The 21,749-nt window shown below is 67.0% G+C and carries 21 protein-coding genes and 1 riboswitch; of the genes, 9 read left to right on the top strand and 12 right to left on the bottom strand.

Going from position 1 to position 21,749, the window contains the following annotated elements; genetic code table 11:
• Positions 1-12: 12 nt before the first annotated feature.
• Both dtd and N8A90_RS04725 read right to left on the bottom strand, forming a co-directional pair.
• The gene (dtd, locus tag N8A90_RS04730) at positions 13-456 is read right to left on the bottom strand and encodes a D-aminoacyl-tRNA deacylase (RefSeq protein ID WP_262073490.1); all 444 of its coding nucleotides are present in this window, start codon (positions 454-456) and stop codon (positions 13-15) included.
• Positions 453-1,388 carry a cation diffusion facilitator family transporter gene (locus N8A90_RS04725; protein WP_262073489.1) on the bottom strand — a complete coding sequence of 312 codons (936 nt, stop codon included), beginning with the start codon at positions 1,386-1,388 and terminating at the stop codon, positions 453-455. Before N8A90_RS04725 ends, dtd begins: the two co-directional genes overlap by 4 nt.
• Positions 1,389-1,515: 127 nt before the next feature.
• On the opposite strand from N8A90_RS04725, the gene N8A90_RS04720 reads away from it, so the two are divergent.
• Both N8A90_RS04720 and N8A90_RS04715 read left to right on the top strand, forming a co-directional pair.
• Positions 1,516-1,986 (top strand): FecR domain-containing protein, encoded by a 471-nt coding sequence (locus tag N8A90_RS04720; RefSeq protein WP_262073488.1) that lies wholly within the window; start codon positions 1,516-1,518, stop codon positions 1,984-1,986.
• Positions 1,987-2,057: 71 nt separating this feature from the next.
• Positions 2,058-2,591: an OmpA family protein gene (locus tag N8A90_RS04715; RefSeq protein WP_262073487.1), complete on the top strand. Its 534-nt coding sequence runs from the start codon at positions 2,058-2,060 to the stop codon at positions 2,589-2,591.
• A gap of 30 nt (positions 2,592-2,621) precedes the next feature.
• On the opposite strand, the gene tyrS is transcribed toward N8A90_RS04715, so the two are convergent.
• Positions 2,622-3,854: a tyrosine--tRNA ligase gene (tyrS, locus tag N8A90_RS04710; RefSeq protein ID WP_262073486.1), complete on the bottom strand. Its 1,233-nt coding sequence runs from the start codon at positions 3,852-3,854 to the stop codon at positions 2,622-2,624.
• Between the two features lie 158 nt (positions 3,855-4,012).
• On the opposite strand from tyrS, the gene N8A90_RS04705 reads away from it, so the two are divergent.
• On the top strand, positions 4,013-5,368 hold the full coding sequence (locus N8A90_RS04705; RefSeq protein ID WP_262073485.1) for a M23 family metallopeptidase: 1,356 nt from the start codon (positions 4,013-4,015) through the stop codon (positions 5,366-5,368).
• Between the two features lie 40 nt (positions 5,369-5,408).
• On the top strand, positions 5,409-6,521 hold the full coding sequence (locus N8A90_RS04700) for an anhydro-N-acetylmuramic acid kinase (protein WP_262073601.1): 1,113 nt from the start codon (positions 5,409-5,411) through the stop codon (positions 6,519-6,521).
• A gap of 15 nt (positions 6,522-6,536) precedes the next feature.
• Here the strand turns inward: N8A90_RS04700 and mdtD are convergent, their stop codons facing one another.
• The 5 genes from mdtD to N8A90_RS04675 all read right to left on the bottom strand — a co-directional run bounded on the left by mdtD (position 6,537) and on the right by N8A90_RS04675 (position 10,791).
• Positions 6,537-7,970 (bottom strand): multidrug transporter subunit MdtD, encoded by a 1,434-nt coding sequence (mdtD, locus tag N8A90_RS04695; RefSeq protein WP_262073484.1) that lies wholly within the window; start codon positions 7,968-7,970, stop codon positions 6,537-6,539.
• A 90-nt stretch (positions 7,971-8,060) separates the two neighbouring features.
• On the bottom strand, positions 8,061-8,432 hold the full coding sequence (erpA, locus tag N8A90_RS04690) for an iron-sulfur cluster insertion protein ErpA (protein WP_183027375.1): 372 nt from the start codon (positions 8,430-8,432) through the stop codon (positions 8,061-8,063).
• Positions 8,433-8,644: 212 nt separating this feature from the next.
• A complete protein-coding gene (rpsI, locus tag N8A90_RS04685) occupies positions 8,645-9,037 on the bottom strand; it encodes a 30S ribosomal protein S9 (protein WP_162569459.1) in 393 nt (130 codons plus the stop codon).
• A complete protein-coding gene (gene rplM, locus N8A90_RS04680) occupies positions 9,034-9,501 on the bottom strand; it encodes a 50S ribosomal protein L13 (RefSeq protein ID WP_262073483.1) in 468 nt (155 codons plus the stop codon). The genes rpsI and rplM overlap by 4 nt, the downstream gene beginning before the upstream one ends.
• Before the next feature lie 228 nt (positions 9,502-9,729).
• Positions 9,730-10,791 (bottom strand): porin, encoded by a 1,062-nt coding sequence (locus N8A90_RS04675; RefSeq protein WP_262073482.1) that lies wholly within the window; start codon positions 10,789-10,791, stop codon positions 9,730-9,732.
• A gap of 251 nt (positions 10,792-11,042) precedes the next feature.
• Between N8A90_RS04675 and N8A90_RS04670 the strand changes: the two genes are divergently transcribed.
• Positions 11,043-11,972, top strand: a complete 930-nt coding sequence (locus N8A90_RS04670; RefSeq protein WP_262073481.1) for a 23S rRNA (adenine(2030)-N(6))-methyltransferase RlmJ — start codon at positions 11,043-11,045, stop codon at positions 11,970-11,972.
• 10 nt (positions 11,973-11,982) lie between these two features.
• On the opposite strand, the gene N8A90_RS04665 is transcribed toward N8A90_RS04670, so the two are convergent.
• The 4 genes from N8A90_RS04665 to ahcY are packed head-to-tail and all read right to left on the bottom strand — an operon-like array spanning position 11,983 to position 15,726.
• Positions 11,983-12,669 (bottom strand): septal ring lytic transglycosylase RlpA family protein, encoded by a 687-nt coding sequence (locus N8A90_RS04665; RefSeq protein WP_262073480.1) that lies wholly within the window; start codon positions 12,667-12,669, stop codon positions 11,983-11,985.
• The gene (metF, locus tag N8A90_RS04660; protein ID WP_262073479.1) at positions 12,666-13,499 is read right to left on the bottom strand and encodes a methylenetetrahydrofolate reductase [NAD(P)H]; all 834 of its coding nucleotides are present in this window, start codon (positions 13,497-13,499) and stop codon (positions 12,666-12,668) included. The genes N8A90_RS04665 and metF overlap by 4 nt, the downstream gene beginning before the upstream one ends.
• Positions 13,477-14,277 (bottom strand): TlyA family RNA methyltransferase, encoded by an 801-nt coding sequence (locus N8A90_RS04655; RefSeq protein WP_262073478.1) that lies wholly within the window; start codon positions 14,275-14,277, stop codon positions 13,477-13,479. The genes metF and N8A90_RS04655 overlap by 23 nt, the downstream gene beginning before the upstream one ends.
• A gap of 9 nt (positions 14,278-14,286) precedes the next feature.
• Positions 14,287-15,726 carry an adenosylhomocysteinase gene (gene ahcY / locus N8A90_RS04650; RefSeq protein ID WP_262073477.1) on the bottom strand — a complete coding sequence of 480 codons (1,440 nt, stop codon included), beginning with the start codon at positions 15,724-15,726 and terminating at the stop codon, positions 14,287-14,289.
• Positions 15,727-15,801: 75 nt separating this feature from the next.
• Positions 15,802-15,870: riboswitch (S-adenosyl-L-homocysteine riboswitch) on the bottom strand.
• A 209-nt stretch (positions 15,871-16,079) separates the two neighbouring features.
• Here ahcY and N8A90_RS04645 point away from each other — a divergent pair.
• Genes N8A90_RS04645 through N8A90_RS04630 form a run of 4 tightly spaced genes read left to right on the top strand, consistent with a single transcriptional unit; the run spans position 16,080 to position 21,656 of the window.
• On the top strand, positions 16,080-17,708 hold the full coding sequence (locus tag N8A90_RS04645) for a peptide chain release factor 3 (protein ID WP_262073476.1): 1,629 nt from the start codon (positions 16,080-16,082) through the stop codon (positions 17,706-17,708).
• Positions 17,709-17,729: 21 nt separating this feature from the next.
• Complete coding sequence (locus tag N8A90_RS04640; protein WP_262073475.1) at positions 17,730-19,487, top strand: ArnT family glycosyltransferase; 1,758 nt, start codon at positions 17,730-17,732, stop codon at positions 19,485-19,487.
• The gene (locus N8A90_RS04635; RefSeq protein ID WP_410087635.1) at positions 19,484-20,467 is read left to right on the top strand and encodes a glycosyltransferase family 2 protein; all 984 of its coding nucleotides are present in this window, start codon (positions 19,484-19,486) and stop codon (positions 20,465-20,467) included. Before N8A90_RS04640 ends, N8A90_RS04635 begins: the two co-directional genes overlap by 4 nt.
• Positions 20,445-21,656 carry an HAD-IIB family hydrolase gene (locus N8A90_RS04630; protein WP_316044001.1) on the top strand — a complete coding sequence of 404 codons (1,212 nt, stop codon included), beginning with the start codon at positions 20,445-20,447 and terminating at the stop codon, positions 21,654-21,656. Before N8A90_RS04635 ends, N8A90_RS04630 begins: the two co-directional genes overlap by 23 nt.
• The last annotated feature ends 93 nt before the right edge of the window (positions 21,657-21,749 follow it).

Below are 21,749 nucleotides of genomic sequence, written 5' to 3'. Positions count from 1 at the left end.
GGCAGGCGTCCGCTACGCCGTCATCTGCAGCGGGATCGTCACCGGCCCATCGTTGACCAGGTGCACCTGCATGTCGGCGGCGAACACGCCGGTCGCGACGACGGGATGCGCGGCGCGCGCCCGCGCCACGAACAGGTCGTAGAGCCGCCGGCCTTCATCGGGTGCCGCGGCCTGCGTGAAGCTCGGCCGGTTGCCGCCGCTCAGGTCCGCGGCCAGGGTGAACTGGCTCACGACCAGCAGCCCGCCGCCGATGTCCTGCAGGCTGCGGTTCATCTTGCCGGCGTCGTCGGAAAAGATGCGCAGCTTGAGGATCTTGGCGAGCATCCGGTCGGCCACCGCGTCGGTGTCGCCGCGCTCGGCGCACAGCAGCACCAGCAGCCCCGCACCGATCGCGCCGACGGTTTCGCCTGCGATGTCGACGCGGGCTTCACGCACCCGTTGCAGCACCACCTTCATTCGTGGTCGCCCATGCCCACGGCGCGCGCTTCCATGTTGAGCGGCAGCAGCTGGATCGTGACGCGCAGGCCCGGCACGGCCTCCATCAACGCCTGCTCGAGGCCATCACGCAATGCCGCCGCGCGCTGCAGCGACCACTCGCCCGGCACGTGCATGTGCAGGTCGGCGAAGCGCCGGCGCCCCGCGCTGCGCGTGACGATGTCGTCGAAGCGCAGCTGCGCACCATCGGCGCACTCGGTGAAGCGCGCGAGCGCGGCGTCGATCGCGGCAAGCGACGGTGCATCGAGCGCCTGGTCCATCAAGCCCTGCGACGAACGCCAGACCAGGTGCGCCCCCTCGCGCACGATGTTCAGCGCGACCCCGATGGCCAGCAGCGGATCGAGCCACAGCCAGCCGGTGAAGTGCACCGCGACGATGCCGACCACCACGGCGGCCGAGGTCCACACATCGGTGACCAGGTGCCGGCCATCGGCTTCGAGCGCGATGGATCGGTGCGCGCGCGCCGCACGGAACATCGCGACGGCCAGCGCCGCGTTCAGCATCGAACTGACGATCGACAGCGCCAGGCCCCAGCCGAGCTGTTCGAGCGGCTGCGGCGACATCAGCCGCACGATGGCTGCCCAGCCGATGGCCAATGCCGCACCGATGATCAGGATGCCTTCGAAGCCGGACGAGAAGTACTCCGCCTTGTGATGGCCATAGGGATGATCCTCGTCCGCCGGCCGCGCGGCGATGGTGACCATCGCCAGGGCGAACATCGCACTCGCGAGATTGACGAAGGACTCCATGGCGTCCGAGATCAGGCCCATGGAATTCGTCATGTAGCCCGCCGCGCCCTTGAGCACGATGGTCACCAGCGCCACCGCGACCGATGCGCGCAGCAAGGCCCTGGGACTCCAGCGAGCGGATGACGACGGTGCAGAGGTAGGCATTGAAAGGACGGGAGCGCGGAACTAGACCCCACAAGGGCGCTGAATTATCGCGACCTGCGTGGCGCGGCGATGCGGTCGCTTACCATGCTGGGCCTCGCCTCGTTGCGACAGACCTCCAGGAGCGACCATGAACCTTCGGACCCCGACCCTGCTGTGCGCCCTTGCCCTGGCCAGCGGCGGCGCGTTCGCGCAGACGACCGCAACACCGCCCGAACTGCAGGCCGGCACCATCAAGTCGGTGCGCGGCGACGTGCAGTTGCTCAGCGCCTCCGGAACGCAGCGCCCCGCCTCGCCCGGCGACGTGCTGATGCCCATCGATCGCATCCTGACCGGCGCGGACGCCGCCGCCAGCATCGTGCTGCGTGATGGCACGACGATGGTGGTCGGCCCCTCGTCGCGGCTCGATGTGAAGGAATTCCATTTCGACGCCACGACCCAGGACGGCGGCCTGCTGGTGTCCCTGCTGCGCGGCTCGATGCGCATGGTCACCGGGCTGATCGGCAAGAAGCAGCCGGACGCCGTGCGCGTCGAGACCCAGACCGCCACCATCGGGATCCGCGGCACCGATTTCATCGTGCAGGCCGACGCACAACCGTGACCTTTCGTCGTCTTGCTGCCATTGTTTCGGCCAGCGTCCTGATCGCGGCCTGTTCGTCGACCTCCACCCGCGTGGTGCTGTTGCCGCAGGCCGATGGCCGGCCATCGGCCGTGGTGGTCCGCGCCAATGCCACCGGCGGCGAAGAAGTGCTGAAGAAGCCTTACGAGCGGGCCACCGCCCGCCAGGGAAGCGCTGGCGCTCCGGTGGTCGACCAGGCCGATCCGGCGCGCATCGAGGCCGAGAACCGCAGCCTGTTCGAGCTGATGCCACCCCGCCCGCAGCGCTACACGATCTACTTCAATGCCGGCGAAACGGCACTGACGCCCGAGTCCCAGCGCACCTTCAACGAAGCGCTGGCTGCCGCAGCCGCCCGCAATGGCGGGGAAATCGTGGTGACCGGCCATACCGACACGACGGGCACGCCGGGACGCAACGACGACTTGTCGCGCCGCCGCGCCCAGGAAGTGCGCCAGATGTTCGCCGACCGCGGTTTTCCCGCCTATCGCATCCAGGCGGTCGGCCGAGGCCAGCGCAACCCGGTCATCCCGACCGCCGAGGATGTCGAGGAACCGGGGAACCGCCGCGTCACGATCGAAGTGCGCTGAGCGCGCCCTGGCCCGCGCCACTGCGGGCGCTCAGCTCAGCTGTACCCGGGCGAACTTGCGCTTGCCCACCTGCACCACATAGCTGCCGGCCGGCAGCTTGAGGCCCTTGTCGCTCACGACGGCCGAGTCGATGCGCACCCCCCCGCCGTCGATCAGCCGGTTGCCTTCCGAGGTCGATGGCGCCAGGCCGGCCTGCTTGAGCAGTTGTGCGATGCCCAGCGGGGCGCCGGCCAGCGCCACTTCCGGAATCTCGTCGGGCACACCGCCCTTGCTGCGGTTCGCGAAGTCCTGCTCGGCGGCTTCGGCGGCCGCAGCACTGTGGAAACGCGCGGTGATTTCCTTCGCGAGCGCGACCTTGGCGTCCTTGGGGTTGCGGCCACCGGCGATCTCGGCCTTCAGCGCGGCGATCTCGGCGATGGACCGGAAGCTCAGCAGCGTGTACCAGCGCCACATCAGCTCGTCGGAAATCGACAGCACCTTGGCGAACATGGTGTTCGGCTCTTCGGTCACGCCGATGTAGTTGCCCTTGCTCTTGGACATCTTCTCGACGCCATCCAGGCCTTCGAGCAGCGGCATAGTGAGTATGCACTGCGGCTCCTGACCGTATTCCTGCTGAAGATGCCGCCCGACCAGGAGGTTGAACTTCTGATCCGTACCACCGAGCTCCAGGTCCGATCTGAGCGCCACCGAGTCGTAGCCCTGCATCAGCGGATAGAGGAACTCATGCACCGAAATCGACTGGCCCGCCTTGAAACGCTTGCTGAAGTCGTCGCGCTCCATCATCCGCGCCACGGTGTACTTCGCGGCCAGCTGGATCATCCCGCGCGCACCCAGCGGGTCGCTCCACTCGGAGTTGTAGCGAATCTCGGTGCGCGCCGGGTCGAGCACCAGGCTGGCCTGGCGGTAGTAGGTCTGGGCGTTGGCCTCGATCTGCTCGCGGGTCAGCGGCGGCCGGGTGGTGTTGCGGCCCGACGGGTCGCCGATGGTGCTGGTGAAATCGCCGATCAGGAAAATGACGGTGTGGCCCAGATCCTGCAACTGACGCAGCTTGTTCAAGACCACCGTATGACCGATGTGGATGTCCGGAGCCGTCGGATCGAGCCCCAGCTTGATGCGCAGCGGGGTGCCGCTCGCCTCGGCGCGCTGCAGCTTGCGCACCCACTCCTCCTGGGGGAGCAGCTCGTCAGCCCCTCGCAGGGAGATTTCGAGCGCACGTCCTACATCATCGGAAAGACTTTGGCTTGTAACAAACTCGGGCTTCATTGGGAATTTTTGGCAGTTTTGCGTATGGCCGAAGCTATACTCAGCCCGACTTTCCAAGCGTCGGATTCTAAGCGGCGCTTTCTTCCGCTCCGTCCTACAGCCTCGCCGTGCGAGCCCAGTGCTGAGGACCCGCCGAACCGATACAGGGCTTTACGACGTTGATCAACGCCATTCTCGCTGCCGAGGAGCTGCTGGCTTCCCGTGTGGCACACACATTCCGCACCTATCCGAAGCAGATCAGCGGCGCCATCGGCGCGCTGTTGCTGTGCGCGGGCGGGGGCGCCTTCGCCGTGGCATCGCTCGGCCCGGACGTGGCCGATCTGCCGGTCCGGCAGGTGCTCGAAGCCGTCCACCCTCTGGCCTATGCCGAACAGGTGGACGCGCTCGACACGCATGACTTCACGCTCTTCCGCACGGAACTGACCCGGGCCAGCGACACCATCGACGCCCTGCTCAAGCGCCTGGGCATCGCCGATCCGGCCGCTGCCGCCTTCGTGCGCGGCAATGCCGAGGCCCGCGGCGCGCTGTTCAACCGCACCGGCCGCACGGTGACGGCCGAGGCCGGCCGCGACAACACGCTGCAGCGTCTGAGCGCACGCTGGATCCCCGACGGCGATGGCGACTTCAAGCGCCTGGTGATCGCCCGCAACAGCGCTGGCAACGGCTTCACGGTCCGCACCGAGGCCGACCGGCTCACTGCCGCAAGCCGGCTCGCCAGCGGCGTCGTCCGCAGCTCCCTCTTCGCCGCCACCGACGAGGCCCGCATCCCCGATGCGGTCGCCAGCCAGCTGGCCGACATCTTCTCCGCCAACGTGGACTTCCGCGCGCTGCGCAAGGGCGACCGCTTCGCCGTCGTCTACGAAACCTTCGAGGCCGACGGCCAGTCGCTGCGCAGCGGTCGGGTGCTGTCGGCCGAGTTCGAGAGCAACGGCACGGTCTACCAGGCGATGTGGTTCCAGGAACCGGGCAAAAAGGGCGGCTACTACCGCCCGAACGGCGACAGCCTGCTGCGCGCCTACCTGTCGTCGCCGGTCGAGTTCTCGCGCATCTCGAGCGGTTTCGCGATGCGGATGCACCCCATCCAGAACACCTGGCGCCAGCACAACGGCATCGATTTCGCGGCGCCTACCGGCACGGCGGTGCGGGCGGTGGGCGACGGCGTGGTGGAGTTCGCCGGCCAGCAGAACGGCTACGGCAACATCATCATCGTGAAGCACCGCAACCACCAGGAAACCGTCTATGCGCACCTCAGCCGCATCGACGTGAAGGTGGGCCAGGCGGTGAGCCAGAGCCAGTTCATCGGCGCGGTCGGTGCCACCGGCTGGGCCACGGGCCCGCATCTGCACTTCGAGTTCCGCGTGAACGGCGAGTACACCAACCCGGCCAACATCGCGCAGCAGGACGGCGGCACGCCGATCAGCGCATCGGCGCGGCCGTTGTTCGACCGCCAGGCGATGTCCACGCGCCGCGAGCTGGCGGCCGCCTTCTCGGTGGTCCAGGCAAGCGCCGACTGAGACCCACCTTCAGCGACCGGGCCCGGCGCACGGCTGAGCGATCATGGCTGAACGCTTCATCGGCCTGATGTCGGGCACATCGCTCGACGGGGTCGACGGGGTTCTCGCGGACCTCGACGGGGGCCGCATCGCGGTCCTGGCGCACGCCAGCGCCCCCTTCCCCGATGATCTGCGCGCCGAGCTGCTCGCGCTGAACACGCCCAGCGACAACGAGCTGCACCGCGCCGCCCTGGCGGCCAATGGCCTGGTGCGCATCTACACCGGGGTTGTTCGCCAATTGCTGAACGACACCGCGCTGGCGCCCGCCGACATCGTGGCGATCGGCGCCCACGGCCAGACCGTCCGCCACCAGCCCGGCGCGGTCGACGGCGTCGGCTACACGCTGCAGCTCAATACCCCCGCCCTGCTCGCCGAACTGTGCGGCATCGACGTGGTGGCGGACTTCCGCAGCCGTGACGTGGCCGCCGGCGGCCAGGGGGCGCCGCTGGTGCCCGCCTTTCACCACGCGGTGTTCGGCCAGGCGCACGAGACCCTCGCCGTCCTCAATATCGGAGGCATCTCGAACCTCAGCGTGCTGCCCGCCGAGGGCGGCACCGTGCTCGGCTTCGACTGCGGCCCCGGCAACGCGCTGATGGACCATTGGTGCCACCTGCACACCGGCCAGCCCTTCGACGACCGCGGCCGCTGGGCGGCCAGCGGCCGCGTCGACCCGCTGTTGCTGGCGCGGATGCGCGCCGAACCCTTCTTCGCGCAGCCACCGCCCAAGAGCACCGGCCGCGATCTGTTCCGCCCGGCCTGGCTCGACGCCATGCTCGGCGATGCCCCGCTCGCCCCGGTCGACGTGCAGGCCACGCTCACCGAACTCACCGCCTCGGCCTGCGCGCACGACGTGCGCCTGTACGCCGGCGACGCGACCACGCTGATCGTCTGTGGCGGTGGTGCGCTCAACGACCACCTCATGGCGCGCCTGGCCGCCCTGCTGCCCAAGCTGACGGTGTGTTCCTCCGCCGAACGCGGCCTGCCGCCGCAGCAGGTCGAGGCCGCCGCCTTCGCCTGGCTGGCGCGGGCCACCGTGCGGCGCGAGCCCGGCAACCTGGCCAGCGTGACCGGCGCGCGCGGCGCACGGGTGCTCGGGGCCATCTACCCCGCCTGACGCCCGTCGACGCCTTCAGCCGTGCCCCGACACCTCGGGCTGCGCGGGCTGCACGGCACGCGCCTCGGGCGGCAGGTGCCAGAAGATCAGCGCCGAGGCGAGCGTGATCAGCCCCATGGTCGCGAACGTGGCCTGGAAGGCGTGCAGGGTATCGATGGGCGCGGCACTCCCGAAGATGCCCGAATAGCCGCCCAGGACCGAGCTGGCAGCCGCCACGCCCAGGCTCATCGCCAGCATCTGGACCATCGACAGCAGGCTGTTGCCGCTGCTGGCCATGCTGCCGTCGAGGTCGCGCAGCGTGACAGTGTTCATCGCGGTGAACTGCAGCGAGTTCACCGCGCCGAAGCACAGCAGCTGCACGATGTGCAGCGCCACCGGCTGCCCCGGCGACGTCAGCGCGAAGCTGCCCATCGTCAGGCCGACCAGCGCGGTGTTAGCGACCAACACCCGGCGGTAGCCCAGGTGCGTGATGAGCGGCGTGGTGAAGCGCTTCATGGCCATGCCCGCCATGGCGATGGGCAGCATCATCAGGCCCGCGCGCAGCGGCGAATAGCCCATCGACACCTGCAGCAGCAGCGGCACGAGGAACGGCATGCAGCCGCTGCCCAGGCGCGAAAAGAGATTGCCGAGCAGGCCGATGCCGAGGGTGGGCACCTTGAAGAGCACCGGGGAGAACAGCGGCTCTGGTTTGCGCGCCGCCTGCAGCCAGTAAGCCGTCAAACTGGCGAAGCCGAACACCAGCAGCACGAACACGCTGACCTGGCGCAGCCCCAATTCGGCCACGCCGTCCAGCGCCAGCGAGATCGCCACCATGCCGAAGGCCAGCATGGCGTAGCCGGTGGCATCGAAGCGCCGCAGCACCGCGCCGCGAAGGTCGGGCATGAAGCGCAGCGTCGCGATACAGCCCAGCAGGCCGACGGGCACGTTGATCAGGAAGATCCAGTGCCACGACGCGTACTGCACCAGCCAGCCACCGAGCGTGGGGCCGAGCAGCGGGCCGATCAGCCCGGGGATGGCGACGAAACTCATGGCCTGCAGGAATTCCGCGCGGGGCACCGTGCGCAGCAACGCCAGGCGTCCCACGGGCAGCAGCAGCGCGCCGCCGAGCCCCTGCACCACCCGGGCGGTCACGAGCTGGCCGAGGCCCTGCGACAGCGCGCAGGCGATCGAACCGAGGACGAACAGCACGATGGCCGAGAAGAAGATGCGCCGCGTGCCGAAGCGGTCGGCGATCCAGCCGGACGCGGGAATCAGCATCGCCATGGTCAGCGAATAGGCCACCACCACCGACTGCATGCGCAGCGGGCTTTCGCCCAGGCTGGCGGCCATGGCCGGCAGCGCCGTGTTGATGATGGTCGCGTCGAGCGTCTGCATGAAGAAGCCGACGGCGACGAGCCAGAGAAGGCTTTTGCGGACGGGGGCAGCGGAGGTGATGGCCTCTGGCGTCATGGGAGAACGGGAAGATGGGAAGAGCGACGGGCAGCAAAAAGCCGCCCGAAGGCGGCTTGGCGGGGACGCTGGGTCAGCAGCATCCAGGCATCAGGCCGAGAAGCTCGAGCCGCAGCCGCAGGTGCTGGTGGCGTTCGGGTTCTTGATCACGAACTGGGCGCCCTGCAGGTCTTCCTTGTAGTCGATCTCGGCACCGACCAGGTACTGGTAGCTCATCGCATCGATCAGCAGCGACACGCCGTTCTTGGTCATGGTCGTGTCGTCTTCATTGGTGATCTCGTCGAAGGTGAAGCCGTACTGGAAGCCGGAGCAGCCGCCCCCCTGCACGAACACCCGCAGCTTGAGCTCGGGGTTGCCTTCTTCGGCGATCAGGTCCGCCACCTTGGCGGCCGCGCTGTCGGTGAAGACGATCGGCTCGGGCATCTGGGTCGGGGTCTGGATGGTTTCGGCAACAGCGCTCATGGCTTACTCCTGTGGGGGTGGGCCGAACATGCGGCCAATGACGAGGATGCTACTTCAACAAGTAAAAAGCCGCCCCGGAGGGCGGCTTTCGGCAATGCCCGAAGTGCGGATATTCGCGTCGCGAGCCGCTGCAGGGCAAGGCGCAAACCGGAGCCGGACTCCCGTCCGGCGAGGATTTGCAACGCCGCCATGCAGTGGCGTAGCAGCGAAGATCAGCGCTTGGAGAATTGCTTGCGTCGACGGGCGGAGTGCAGACCGACCTTCTTCCGCTCGACTTCACGCGCATCGCGCGTCACGAAGCCAGCCTGGCTGAGCACCGGCTTGAGCGTCGCGTCGTAGTCGATCAGGGCGCGGGTGATGCCATGGCGCGCCGCGCCGGCCTGACCCGATTCGCCGCCACCGGCCACGTTGATCATGATGTCGAAAGCTTCGACGTTGTTCGTCAAGAACAGCGGCTGCTTGGCGATCATGATGGACGTCTCACGGCCGAAATAGGCCTGGATGTCCTTGCCGTTGACCGTGATCTTGCCGGTGCCCTTTTTCATGAACACACGGGCGACGCTGGATTTGCGACGACCGGTTCCATTGTTCCATTCACCGATCATTTGGCGGCCTCACGTTGGGCGTTGGTGGACAAGCCTGCGATTTCCAGAACCTTGGGCTGTTGTGCAGTGTGCGGATGTTCCGCGCCGCCGTACACCTTGAGCTTCTTGATCATGGCGTAGCCAAGCGGACCCTTGGGCAGCATGCCCTTGACGGCCTTTTCCAGGGCGCGGCCCGGGAACTTGTTCTGCATGTCGCGGAAGTTGGTGGCACTGATGCCGCCCGGGTAACCCGAGTGACGGTAGTACACCTTGTCGATCGACTTGGCGCCGGTGACGCGCAGCTGGGCTGCGTTGATGATGACGATGAAGTCACCGGTATCGACGTGAGGCGTGTAAATGGCCTTGTGTTTGCCGCGCAAACGGAGAGCAACTTCGCTGGCTACTCGTCCGAGGACCTTGTCGGTCGCGTCAATCACAAACCACTCGTGCGTCACGTCAGCGGGTTTTGCGCTGAACGTTTTCATGAGTATCTTTCGACTTGGTTTGCCCAACCGGAGTTGGTGTGGCTGTGCCCTTTTCCACGGTCGGTTTTCCTCTGGTGGGAATCTCTTAGGTGGGGGATCGCGTGCCGGAGCCGGCTCGCACACTTCGCCGCGGGGCTGCCAAAACGCTGCGAAGCCGAAGATTCTATGACGAAAGGCGGGCTCCGGGCAAGTTTCCCGCCGACCGGGGCCAGCGGGATCGGGCGACGATCAGAAGCGGTGGCGCATGCCCAGGCCGATGCTGTTGCCATGGCTGCGGTCCGTGATCCGGTCTTGCATGAGCACGGCGTACAGGTCGGTGCGCCTCGACAGGAAATAGTCGTAGCCCACGCTGCCCGTGGTGCGGCTGCCGTCGTAGGCGCCCTCGACCTTGGTGCGTGCAATGGCCGCCAGGATCGAGCCGGCGCCCACGGGCACCGACACGCCCAGCGACGTCGTCTTCGCGTCGTAGTCGGCGACCTCGGTCTTGGCGCCGCCGTAGGTGACGAAGAACTTGGCGAAGCCGGGGTTGTACGAACCGCCGACCATCCAGTCCTTCTTGGTTTCCGGCACGGCCACGCCGGCCACCACGGTGGTCAGCGGGGCCGAGTTGCCCGGGTTCGACACCTGGTCGCGCTCGTAGTACGCCGCCGCCGACCAGGGGCCGCTCGAATAGATCAGGTTCACGCCGACATTCTTCTTGCTGTCGTTGCCCGTCGTATTGAGCTGTTCGCCGAACTGGTACTGCAGCGTCGCCGTCAGGCCGCCGAAGCTGGGCGTCGTGTAGAGCACCTGGTTGCCCCAGCCCGTGTCCGCGGGCGTGGTGCGGTACGACCAAGCGGACGTGTTGACGTTCGCATGCAGCACCAGCGGCGAGAAGGTGAAGGAGTCGCCGAAGGGGTTGGTCAAAATGGTCGGCAGGAAATTGGGCGCGGTGGCACGGCCGAGGCGCACCGAGCCCAGGCTACCCGACAGCCCCACGTTGGCGTCGCGCGAATAGAACGGGTCGCCGTCGAAGCGCCCCGCCGAGCCGGTGTCCACGCGCATGAACGAGGTCAGCGCGAAGGTGGCCGCCAGCCCGCCGCCCAGATCCTCGACGCCGCGCATGCCGAACCACGAGGTCGTGAGCCCACCGCTGCCCACTTGGTCGACGCGACCCGGCGCGCCCGCCATGCGCATTGAACCGACGAATGCATCGGCGAGCCCAGAGAGGGTCACGGAAGACTGCGCATGGGCGGGCGCTGCCAGCAGGGTGGTGACTGCAACGGCGATGAGGGTGAGGTGGCGTTTCATGGAGCGAGTGTTGTTTACAAACGTGAAAGAATGTGAGAATCGCCTGGCCCACGCAAATTCCGGGCCACAAGTGACCATCGCCCTCGGACTCCGGAAGCCCTGGCGGCGCAACCTGTGAGAATGGACAGCCGTCCGAAGCCCGGGCACTGGCCCCAAAATCGCCAGTCCGCAATCCGGCTCTCGCCTGTGCGGTCAACCCGCGCAGGGGCGGATCGCCCCATCCTCTCTCTTCTTTCCAGGCACCGTTTCTCATGTTCAGCTACCGCCACGCCTTCCATGCCGGCAACCACGCCGACGTGCTCAAGCACACGGTGCTGATCGCCACGCTCGAGCATCTGCTCGAGAAAGACGCGGCGCTCACCGTCGTCGACACCCATGCGGGCGCCGGCCTGTACCGACTCGACGGCGACTACGCCGGCACCAGCGGCGAGGCGGCGCAGGGCGTGCTCCGGTTGCTCGAACCGCCTGTCGCCGCCGCCCCCGCGAAGAAGGCGGCCGCCCCGGAAGCCGAAGCGCCGCTGGCCGACGCCATCGCCCGCTACCTCGCGGTGATCGCCGACTTCAATCCGAAGGGCGGCGCCAAGGTCTACCCCGGTTCGCCGTTCATCGTGCAGCACCTGTTGCGCGAGCACGACCGGCTCAAGCTCTTCGAGCTGCACCCGACCGACTCGCGCACGCTCGACGCCAACATCGCGCAGCTCGAGGCCGGCCGGCAGATCGCCGTCTTCAGCGAAGACGGCTTTGGCAGCGCCACCAAGTTCCTGCCGCCGCCCTCACGCCGCGCCCTGGTGCTGTGCGACCCGAGCTACGAGCTGAAGACTGACTATGGCCGCGTGCTCGACTTCGTTGGCGAGGCGCTCAAGCGCTTCGCCACCGGCACCTACGCCGTCTGGTACCCGATCATTCCGCGGCCCGAGGCGCACGACCTCCCGCGCCGGCTCAAGACGATGGCGACCAAGGCGGGCAAGTCGTGGCTGCACGCCACGCTCACCGTCAAGTCGAGCAAGATCGTGACGGCGCCGACCGGCGAGACGCGCCGGCCCGGGCTGCCGGCCAGCGGGATGTTCCTGATCAACCCGCCCTACACGCTGAAGGCGCAGATGGCAGCCGCGCTGCCGCAGTTGGCGAAACGTCTGGGCCAGGACCGCAACGCCACCTTCTCGCTCGACGCGGGCGGCTGAAGCCGGCGGGCTACTTGCGGCGCCGCGCCGCGACCCGCCGCTTCGGCTTGGTCGTCGGCGCTTTCGCCTGCGCCGGCTCGGCGTCCGGCGACGGCTGCAATGCCGCCACGTCGGCCACCTCGCCGTTGCAGCGCATACCCGGCTGGTCGATGACGTGCAGCGCCACCTGCTTGATCCCCGTGTTCACCATGTCCAGGGCCTCTGCGGCAGCCCGGCTCAGGTCGATGACGCGGCCGGCGGCGAAGGGCCCGCGGTCGTTGACGCGCACCAGCACCTCGCGCCCGTTGACCAGGCTGCGCACGCACACGACGGTGTTGAAGGGCAGCGTGCGGTGGGCCGCCGTCATGGAGGTCATGTCGAAGCGCTCGCCATTCGCTGTCTTGCGCATGTGGAAGCCGATGCCGTACCACGACGCGCCACCGCGCTGGTAGACGGTACGAGGCGCGTCGTCACCCGGTAAACCGTCGTCGGGACCGAGTTCGTCCTGGCCCGACGAGGCCAGGTCGTAGCGCACCGAGGGCACGGCCGACCGGGGCCGGGCGCCCGCCGGCACCGACAGATCGCGCGTCAACGGCCGCAGGCCGGGCGCGGTGGATGACGACGCCGCCCCCTCGTCGCCCGGTGGCGCGGCGCAGGCCACCAGCAACCCGGCGAGCAGGGCGGCGAAACCCGCCCTGCCGACGCCGCCGAACCTCATGCGCGCCTGCCGAGCCGCTCCAGCAGGGCAAGCGTGGCTGCGGATTGGTTCATCGTGTAGAAATGCAGCGCCGGTGCGCCGCCGTCGCGCAGTTGCTCGCACAGGCGCGTCACCACGTCGAGGCCGAAGGCCTTGATCGAGGCGGTGTCGTCGCCGTAGCTTTGCAGCCGCAGCCGGACCCAGCGCGGAATCTCCGCGCCACAGGCATCGGAGAAGCGCATGAGCTGCGTGGAACTGGTGATGGGCATCACGCCCGGCACGATCGGCGTCGAGATGCCCAGGCGCCGCGCCTCGTCGACGAAGCGGAAGTACGCATCGGCGTTGAAGAAGTACTGCGTGATGGCCGAATCGGCGCCGGCACTGGCCTTGGCCGCAAAGGCGCGCAGATCCGCCTCGGGCGAACGCGCCTGCGGATGCACCTCGGGGTAGCAGGCCACCTCGATGTGGAAATCGCGCCCGGTCTCTTCGCGGATGAAGGCCACCAGGTCGCTCGCATACAGGAACTCGCCGCCCACGCCGTAGCCGCTGGGCAGGTCGCCGCGCAGCGCCACCAGGCGCTTGACGCCCATGGCCTTCAACTCGCCAAGCTGCGCGCGCACGGTGGCCTTGGTGGCGCCGATGCACGAGAAGTGGCTGGCGGCGGCGACGCCCTCCTCCAGGATCTCGCGCACCGCCGCGAAGGTGCCGTCGTGGGTGGAGCCGCCCGCGCCGTAGGTCACCGAGCAGAACTCGGGACGCATCGCATACAGCTGCTGGCGCACCGCGCGCAGCTTCACCGCGCCTTCGGGTGTCTTGGTCGGAAAGAATTCAAAGCTCAACGGAAGTTGCATGGGCAGCTCCGGCAGGGCCGTCGTCATGGACGGCGTGAATGAAGAACTCGCGGTTGCCGTCGCCCCCGGCGATCGGGCTGTCGAACCAGCGCAGCACGCGCAGGCCGAGCGCGGCACAGGCATCGCGCAGGCGCTGCTCGACGATCGGGTACATCGCCTCGTCGCGCACGATGCCGCCCTTGCCGACCTGGCCGGGTTGCAGCTCGAACTGCGGCTTGACCAGCATCAGCAGGTCGCCGCCGACCGCGAGAAACGGCACCACCGCCGGCAGCACCAGCGTGAGCGAGATGAAGGACAGGTCGCCGACGATCAGATCGAACGTGGTGGCCTCGTCTTCCGGGAAATCGTCGGCCGTCAGCGCCCGCGCATTAACCTTCTCGATGGCGGTGACCCGCTCGTCGGCCCGGATGCGGTCGTGCAACTGGCCGTGGCCCACGTCGATGCCGACCACATGTGCCGCGCCGTGCTGCAGCAGGCAGTCGGTGAAGCCGCCGGTCGACTGGCCCACATCGAGGCAGCGGCGGCCCGACGGGTCGATGCCTGTCGCCGCCAGCGCGCCGTCGAGCTTCAGCCCGCCGCGCGACACATAGCGCGACTCGGCCGCATCGACCAGTTCGAGCTCGGCCGACTCGGGGATGTCGTCGCGGTTCTTGCCGACGCTGCGCCATTCGGCGCCACTGCCGGCGTCGCGCCAACGCAGACCGCCCGCGATGAGACGGACGGCTTGCGAGCGCGATGCCGCGAGGCCGCGCTCTACCAACAGCTGATCAGCACGCAAGGTGCGCAATCAGTAGCGGTACGTGTCCGCCTTGTACGGACCCGCCTTGTTCACGCCGATGTACGCGGCCTGTGCGTCCGTCAGCTCGGTCAGCATCGCGCCGACCTTCTTCAAGTGCAGGCGCGCGACCTTCTCGTCCAGGTGCTTAGGCAGCACATAGACCTTGCCGGCTTCATACGCGTCGGGCTTGGTGAACAGCTCGATCTGCGCGATGGTCTGGTTCGCGAACGACGACGACATCACGAAGCTCGGGTGGCCCGTGCCGCAACCCAGGTTCACCAGGCGGCCCTTGGCGAGCAGGATGATCTTCTTGCCGTCCGGGAAGGTGATGTGGTCGACCTGCGGCTTGATCTCTTCCCACTCGTACTTCTCGATCGACGCGACGTCGATCTCGTTGTCGAAGTGGCCGATGTTGCAGACGATGGCCTGGTCCTTCATCTTGGCCATGATGTCGTGCGTGATGACGTCCTTGTTGCCGGTGGTCGTCACGAAGATGTCGGCCTTGTCGGCGGCGTATTCCATCGTCACGACCTTGTAGCCTTCCATCGCGGCCTGCAGGGCGTTGATCGGGTCGATTTCCGTGACCCACACCTGGGCGCTCAGTGCGCGCAGGGCCTGGGCCGAGCCCTTGCCCACGTCGCCGTAGCCAGCCACGCAGGCGACCTTGCCGGCGATCATCACGTCGGTGGCGCGCTTGATGCCGTCGACCAGCGACTCGCGGCAGCCGTACAGGTTGTCGAACTTGCTCTTGGTGACCGAGTCGTTCACGTTGATCGCACGGAACAGCAGCGTGCCCTTGGCCGACATCTCGTTCAGGCGATGCACGCCGGTGGTCGTCTCTTCGGTCACGCCGATGATCTCGGCCGACTTGCGGGTGTACCAGGTCGAATCGACCGCCAGCTTGGCCTTGATGGCGGCATAGAGGATGCGTTCTTCCTCGCTGGTCGGGTTGGCCAGCACGCCCAGGTCCTTCTCGGCGCGCTGGCCCAGGTGCATCAGCAGCGTGGCGTCGCCGCCGTCGTCCAGGATCATGTTCGGGCCTTCGCCCTTCGAGCCCTTGGGGCCGAAGTCGAAGATCGCGTGGGTGTAGTCCCAATAGTCCTTGAGCGACTCGCCCTTGATCGCGAACACCGGCGTGCCGGCGGCGGCGATGGCGGCGGCGGCGTGGTCCTGCGTCGAGAAGATGTTGCACGAGGCCCAGCGCACGTCGGCGCCCAGCGCTTGCAGCGTCTCGATCAGCACCGCCGTCTGGATCGTCATGTGCAGCGAACCCGTGATGCGCGCGCCCTTGAGCGGCTGAGCCTTCGCGAATTCCTGGCGGATGGCCATCAGGCCGGGCATTTCGGTTTCGGCGATGCGGATTTCCTTGCGGCCCCAGGCGGCAAGGGACAGATCGGCGATGGCCTGATCGGCGGTGGAAACAGGGGTGGGCTTGAGAACAGCGCTCATGAAAACTCCAAAGCAAGTTTGACAACTGCCGCTGCACTCGGGAGGTTCGACCGGATAGGGACTCACCGCGAGAACAGCGGATGAGCGTGGTTGCGATGGGGTCCGAGCCTCACGCCTGACGGCGCTGCAACGCTCCTCGGAACCAAGATTTTAGCCCAGCCAGACGTGCAAAGGGGCGACCCCGACACCGGCAGACGCTAGAGGCAAAAAGGACTACAGGGCCCGATGACTTCGCGTCAGTGCTCCGCGCCCTCGCAAGCTGAGGTCCGCTCGCTAAAATCATCGGCTTTGCGTAGCCGCCGCGCCGTGAGCGCCACGCGCTCACCGTTCTTCGCGCGCCCCGCGTTCACGCCATGACCTTCGAATCCGAAACCCGCCGCCGTCGCACCTTCGCGATCATTTCCCACCCGGACGCCGGCAAGACCACGCTCACCGAAAAGCTGCTGCTGTTCTCCGGCGCGATCCAGATCGCCGGCTCGGTGAAAGCGCGCAAGGCCTCGCGGCACGCGACCTCCGACTGGATGGAGATCGAAAAGCAGCGTGGCATCTCGGTGGCCTCGTCGGTCATGCAGATGCTCTACCGCGACCACGTGATCAACCTGCTCGACACGCCCGGCCACAAGGACTTCTCGGAAGACACCTACCGCGTGCTGACCGCCGTCGACTCGGCGCTGATGGTGATCGACGCAGCCAACGGCGTGGAGGCGCAGACGCGCCGGCTGATCGAGGTCTGCCGCCAGCGCGACACACCCATCATCACCTTCGTCAACAAGATGGACCGCGAAGTGCGCGAGCCGCTCGACATCCTCGACGAGGTGGAGCGAGAGCTCGGCATGCCGTGCGTGCCGATGACCTGGCCGGTGGGCCAGGGCAAGAGCTTCCGCGGAATCATGAACCTGCGCACGCAGGCGATGACAGTGTTCGAGTCGGGCAGCGAGCGGCTGCCGCAGGACTTCGAGACCATTTCGTTGAGCGAGCGCGACGTTCTCACGAAGCGCTTCGGCGCCGACTTCGACAGCGCCATGGACAGCATGGAGCTCGCCACCGGCGCGTCGCCCACCTGGGACCATGCGGCCTTCCTCGCCGGCAAGCAGACGCCCGTGTTCTTCGGCTCCGGCGTGAACAACTTCGGCGTGATGGAAGTGCTCGACGCACTGGTCGACCTGGCGCCGCCGCCGCAGTCGCGCATCAGCACCACGATGGTCAACCGGCAGCCGGTGGTGAAGGAAATCCGGCCTGAGGACAAGGACTTCGCCGGCGTGGTCTTCAAGGTGCAGGCCAACATGGACGCCAACCACCGCGACCGCATCGCCTTCGTGCGCATGGCCTCGGGCAAGTACACACCGGGCATGAAACTCAAGGTGCAGCGCACCGCGAAGGAACTGCGCCCCACCAGCGTCGTCACCTTCATGAGCCAGCGCCGCGAGGCCGTGGAAGAAGCCTACGCGGGCGACATCGTCGGCTTCACCACGCACGGCGGCGTGCAATTGGGCGACACCATCACCGACGGCGCCAACCTGATGTTCACCGGCCTGCCCTTCTTCGCGCCCGAACTCTTCATGACGGTGATCCTGAAGAACCCGTTGCGCACCAAGCAGTTGCAGCAGGGCCTGGCCCAGCTCGGCGAAGAAGGCGCGATCCAGGTCTTCCGCCCCGAGGTCGGTGGCCCGATGCTGCTGGGTGCCGTGGGCCAACTTCAGTTCGAAGTGGTGCAGCACCGCCTGAAGGCCGAGTACGACGCCGACGTGCGGCTCGAAGGCTGCCAGTACACCGGCGCGCGCTGGATCACGGCCAACACGCCGGCCGAACTGCGCGAATTTGTCAATGCCTACCCGGTGCGCATGGCCAAGGACGCGGCCGACACGTTGGCCTTCCTGTGCACCTCGCCCTACGACGTTCGGCTGGCGCAGGAACGCTTTCCGAAGATCCACTTCCATCCGCTGCGGGAGCACGCGGGGTTGGCGCTGCAGTCGGCGGGTTAGACAAAACCGCAAGGGGGAAACATGGGAAAGCTCGGGTTCTTGCTGAGCCAATACGGCGCGCTCGCGTTGGTCGTAGCGGCATGCTGGGGATGGGGTGAGGCGCTGTTGCGCCTTCTGAAGATCGATCGCGATCCGACCACACGCCTCGGCGCGCCGCTGGCCATCACGCTGGGTCTCGGCATTGGCATCTGCGTGCTGCAAGGCCTGGCGATCGTCGGGTATATGACGGTGCACTTCGTCAGCCTTCTGGTCGCAGTTGGCATTCTGCTCGGCGCGTGGCATGCGCTCGCGGGCCGAGCCTCCCTTCGCTTGCCTGCCTGGCGCATCGGGTGGAAAGCAATGCCGCCGCCCGATCGATGGGGCCTGGCGGCGCTTGCGGCCGTGCTGTTCTCGACACTGACCGCACCGCTGCCGCCGCCCACCCAGTGGGATGAGCTGATGTACCACCTGCCGCATGCGCAACAGTGGGCAGCCAGCGGTCACCTGACGGTGAACGAATGGCTGCGCTATCCATGGTTTCCTTATGACTTCGATCTGCTCTACGCCGGGGCCCTGCTCTTCGGCAACGACGTGCTGCCTCATTTGCTGCATGCATTGGCGGGGTGGCTCACGGCGTGGCTGATCTATCGCCTGGGCGTTCAGCACCTGGACAGGTTGACGGCCTGCGTGGCCGCATCGCTGTGGGTGCTGTTGGCCGCGGATGATTTCACGCGCGCCTATATCGATATGGGCGTCGCGCTGTTCGTGCTGGTTGCTGGCGTCGCCTATCAAGCATGGCGAACGACTGAAGATCGCCGATGGCTGGCAACCTGCGCCTTCGCTCTGGGCCTCGCTGTGGGCTCAAAGTACCAGGCGTTGACACTGTTGCCCTTGTTTGCAGTGGGTCTGATCTGGCACGACCGACGGCCGACGACCTGGCTGCTCGTCGTCGTCGCGTTGCTGGTGCCATGCATCTATTGGTACGGGCGAAACGCCCTGCTAACGGGGGACCCGTTCAATCCGATTGGGGGAAGAATCTTCGGCTTCACGGACTGGAATGCCGCCGATCACCAAGCACAGTTCGAAGACCTTCGGCGCGTGCGCGGCTGGCCTGCATGGCCCCTATGGCCGGCGCTCGCCGCCCCATTCATCCCGGCGCTCAGACGCAGCGTCGCCGCGCGCCGAGCGATGATCATGGGGGGATACATGATCCTGACGTGGGCAGTCAGCGTGCCCTACCCGCGCTACCTCCAGTCCGCCTATCCGCTGCTGGTGCTCCTGTCGGCCGCCGCCAGCGTGTGCGCGATCCGCCTGGCATCTTCGGCATGGCCTTTTCTACGCAAGCGCACTATCGTGCTCGCTGCTGCATCCCTGCTGCTGCTCTACCTGGCGCTGATGGCCACAGCAGAGGTCGTGCGGTACTGGAAGCGGATCTCGCCCACGCTCGAAGCTCGGACGGCACTACTCACCCAGCGCGTCCCTGGCTATGCCATGTGGACGTATGTCAAGGCACACCCTGTCGGGCGCATCTATCAGTTGGGCAACGAGGATTCACTGTTCTATGCCCCGCAGCCCGTATGGGGCGAAATCTTCGGGCCCTGGCGCTACCGGGACTACGCGTCCCTGGGCGTTGCAGACCTCCACCGAAAATTGGCCGCGGAGAAATTCGATGCGCTGGTCATTCACACCGAACGACTTCCGCAGTTCGTGACGCAGCCAGACTTTGCGCGTTATTTCGAAGGTGTATGGACAGAGGGGCCCGTGAAACTCTACAAATTAAAGCCCGGGAGCACGCCGTGACAGTGCCCTGCACCAATGCGTATCCCGGCCTGCGTATCGCGGTCATTCTTCCCTGCTTCAATGAAGCCGGAGCCATCGCCACCGTGATCGCGGATTGCAAGGCGGTTCTGCCGCACGCCGTGATCCATGTCTTCGACAACAACTCCACCGACGACACCGCCGCCGTCGCCCGCACACACGGCGCGAGAGTGACACATGTCCCGCTGCGCGGCAAAGGCAACGTGGTACGTCGGATGTTTGCCGACGTCGAAGCCGACGTCTACGTGATGGTGGATGGCGATGCCACCTACGACGTTTCGAAAGCTGCGCAGATGATCGATCGCCTGGTGAGCGAGAACCTCGACATGGTGGTGGGGGCGCGATTCGATGATGGACGCAACCCACAGACCTATCGCCCCGGACATCGGCTGGGAAACACGCTGTTGACGTCGGCAGTGAGCGCTCTGTTTGGCGGGCGCTTCAAGGACATGCTGTCGGGCTATCGCATCTTTTCGCGCCGCTACGTCAAATCGTTTCCGGCCGCGGCCCACGGCTTCGAGACGGAGACCGAGCTCACTGTGCATGCGCTCGAATTGCGCATGCCGTACTTGGAGTTTCCTGCCGCTTACCTGGCACGCCCCGTTGGGACGCAAAGCAAGTTGTCCACCTTTCGCGATGGGTGGCGAATTCTCGGCACGATCGTGCGCCTGTTCGTGAGCGAACGTCCGCTCGCCTTTTTCTCTGTGCTTGCGGGTGGACTGGCGCTGCTCTCGGTGGTCCTCGCCGTGCCGCTGGTCTTCGAGTACTTGCGTACGGGACTGGTTCCACGCCAGCCAACCGCGCTGCTATGCGTCGGCACCATGCTTTCGGCCATGCTGGCGCAAGCGAGTGGTGCCATCCTGCACACTGTCACCCTCGGTCGACAAGAAGCCAAACGACTGATTTACCTCTCGATCCCAGCGCCGCTCTTTTCTGCCCATGCTGAAAGCGCTCCTCGCTAAACGCTTTGTCCAGTTCGGCATGGTCGGCATTGCCGGCCTGCTCGTCGACCTGGCCGTGCTTTACCTGCTGGCGCACTGGCTCGGCTGGTATCTGGCGCGCGCCGTGTCGTTCGTCGCCGCGGCGACCTGCACCTGGGGGCTCAATCGCCGATTCACCTTTCGCGCAGCGCCGGGGTCGCAGGCGCGTCTGTCGATCGGGCGCGAATACATAGCCTACATCTCGTCGATGCTGGGCGGTGCGGCCATCAACTACACGGTCTATGTGCTGACCTTGCACTGGATGTCGGGGCCCTTCGCGCCGACGCTCGGCGTCGCATTGGGCAGTTGCCTCGGGCTGCTCTCCAACTTCACTGCGGCACGCATGCTCCTCTCACGCACTCCCACCCAAGACCGCATGTGGCCGCTGACGCAATGGCCCGCCGCGTCACGCGCTTCGCTGGTCGGTGTCTTCACCGACATCGACGACACGCTCACGACCGACGGCGCGATCACGTCCGACGCGTTGGCCGCACTGGCCGCGCTGAAGGCCGCCGGCCTGCACGTGGTGGCGATCACCGGGCGGCCAGTGGGTTGGAGTGCGCCCTTCGCTGCCACCTGGCCGATCGACGCCATCGTGGCGGAAAACGGCGCGGTGGCGCTGGTGCCACCGACGCGGCCGGGCGACGTGTTGTCCAAGCGCTATCTGCAGGATGGTCTGACGCGCAGCGCCAACTTCGCGCGCATGCAGCAGGTGCTGGCGCGCATCGAGCGTGAGATCCCCGGCGCGCAGCGGGCCACCGATTCCGCGGGCCGTGAGACCGACATTGCCATCGACCACAGCGAATTCCAGCAGCTCGACGACGCGCAGATTGCCGCCGTGGTCGCGTTGATGCGCGACGAAGGCATGCACGCCACCGTCAGCAGCATCCACATCAACGGCTGGTACGGCGACCACGACAAGCTCGTCGGTGCGCGATGGGTCACCCGCGTGCTGTGGGGGCGCGACCTCGATGCCGAGATGGACCGCTGGGCCTACGTGGGCGACTCGACCAACGACCAGCGCATGTTCGAGGCCTTCGCGCACAGCATCGGCGTGGCCAACGTCGCACGCTTCGCGCCAAAGCTGGCGCATCTGCCGCGCTATGTCGCGATCAGCGAGCGCGGCGCCGGATTCACCGAAGTGGCGGCGGCGATTCTTTCGGCGCGCTGAAGCGGCCGGCCCGGCCCGTCGAGGCAATGAGCTTTTTGCCGTCGTGGGCACTGCGCCGGGAGTCGCACCCGACACCGAGGTGGCGTAGCATCT

Source organism: Variovorax sp. N23 (assembly GCF_025486315.1).
Taxonomy (GTDB): Bacteria; Pseudomonadota; Gammaproteobacteria; order Burkholderiales; family Burkholderiaceae_C; genus Variovorax.
The sequence above is the reverse complement of the archived record's forward strand: the minus strand, read 5'-3'. Positions and strand labels throughout refer to the sequence as shown.

Excerpts from the sequence above, each read along its gene's own strand:
- tyrS (WP_262073486.1), bottom strand. The coding sequence starts at position 3,854 with ATGAAGCCCGAGTTTGTTACAAGCCAAAGTCTTTCCGATGATGTAGGA.
- dtd (WP_262073490.1), bottom strand. The coding sequence starts at position 456 with ATGAAGGTGGTGCTGCAACGGGTGCGTGAAGCCCGCGTCGACATCGCA.
- N8A90_RS04645 (WP_262073476.1), top strand. The coding sequence starts at position 16,080 with ATGACCTTCGAATCCGAAACCCGCCGCCGTCGCACCTTCGCGATCATT.
- metF (WP_262073479.1), bottom strand. The coding sequence starts at position 13,499 with ATGCAACTTCCGTTGAGCTTTGAATTCTTTCCGACCAAGACACCCGAA.
- N8A90_RS04640 (WP_262073475.1), top strand. The coding sequence starts at position 17,730 with ATGGGAAAGCTCGGGTTCTTGCTGAGCCAATACGGCGCGCTCGCGTTG.
- rpsI (WP_162569459.1), bottom strand. The coding sequence starts at position 9,037 with ATGATCGGTGAATGGAACAATGGAACCGGTCGTCGCAAATCCAGCGTC.
- rplM (WP_262073483.1), bottom strand. The coding sequence starts at position 9,501 with ATGAAAACGTTCAGCGCAAAACCCGCTGACGTGACGCACGAGTGGTTT.
- N8A90_RS04675 (WP_262073482.1), bottom strand. The coding sequence starts at position 10,791 with ATGAAACGCCACCTCACCCTCATCGCCGTTGCAGTCACCACCCTGCTG.
- N8A90_RS04665 (WP_262073480.1), bottom strand. The coding sequence starts at position 12,669 with ATGAGGTTCGGCGGCGTCGGCAGGGCGGGTTTCGCCGCCCTGCTCGCC.
- N8A90_RS04725 (WP_262073489.1), bottom strand. The coding sequence starts at position 1,388 with ATGCCTACCTCTGCACCGTCGTCATCCGCTCGCTGGAGTCCCAGGGCC.
- N8A90_RS04720 (WP_262073488.1), top strand. The coding sequence starts at position 1,516 with ATGAACCTTCGGACCCCGACCCTGCTGTGCGCCCTTGCCCTGGCCAGC.
- ahcY (WP_262073477.1), bottom strand. The coding sequence starts at position 15,726 with ATGAGCGCTGTTCTCAAGCCCACCCCTGTTTCCACCGCCGATCAGGCC.
- mdtD (WP_262073484.1), bottom strand. The coding sequence starts at position 7,970 with ATGACGCCAGAGGCCATCACCTCCGCTGCCCCCGTCCGCAAAAGCCTT.
- N8A90_RS04630 (WP_316044001.1), top strand. The coding sequence starts at position 20,445 with ATGCTGAAAGCGCTCCTCGCTAAACGCTTTGTCCAGTTCGGCATGGTC.
- erpA (WP_183027375.1), bottom strand. The coding sequence starts at position 8,432 with ATGAGCGCTGTTGCCGAAACCATCCAGACCCCGACCCAGATGCCCGAG.
- N8A90_RS04670 (WP_262073481.1), top strand. The coding sequence starts at position 11,043 with ATGTTCAGCTACCGCCACGCCTTCCATGCCGGCAACCACGCCGACGTG.